1 rRNA gene is annotated in these 578 nt (G+C 51.2%); it reads right to left on the bottom strand.

The features are described from left to right. Window positions 1-337: ribosomal RNA gene (locus RRY12_13385) — 16S ribosomal RNA — on the bottom strand; the annotation flags it as partial. Between the last annotated feature and the right edge of the window lie 241 nt (window positions 338-578).

The following is a 578-nucleotide window of genomic DNA, read 5'->3' as shown; positions in this document are numbered from 1 at the left end:
AGTCTGGGCCGTATCTCAGTCCCAATGTGGCCGATCGGTCTCTCAACCCGGCTACCTATCATCGACTTGGTGGGCCATTACCCCGCCAACAATCTAATAGGCCGCGACCCCATCTTCTCCCGCAAAAGCTTTCCCGAAGCAAACATGCGAATGCTACGGAGTATCCGGTATTAGCGCAGATTTCTCTGGGTTATCCCGATGAAGAAGGTAGGTTGGTCACGTGTTACTCACCCGTTCGCCACTCTATATCCACCCGAAGGTGGTTTAATCGTTCGACTTGCATGTGTTAAGCACGCCGCCAGCGTTCATCCTGAGCCAGGATCAAACTCTCCGTTTAAATGAACAAACCCGAAGGCTTGTTGCGTTTATGACTTTAAGTAGATCTTGGTAAAACAATCAAAGCGTCCGGAGCCCTTTTGATCGGGGCGGACCTTCGACGAGGTTCTTACTAGCTTAAAATTCGTATCACAGTATCCAGTTTTCAAGGTGCCCGGCCGCCCTATTCGGGGGCTTCGTTCGCGCTTCAGTGTCTCAAGCGCAAGGAGATATATTACGCTCTCTCTCCCACCGTGTCAAGA

It is taken from the genome of Cloacibacillus sp. (assembly GCA_036655895.1).
Lineage (GTDB): Bacteria > Synergistota > Synergistia > Synergistales > Synergistaceae > JAVVPF01.
This window is presented reverse-complemented; position numbering and strand designations above follow the sequence as displayed.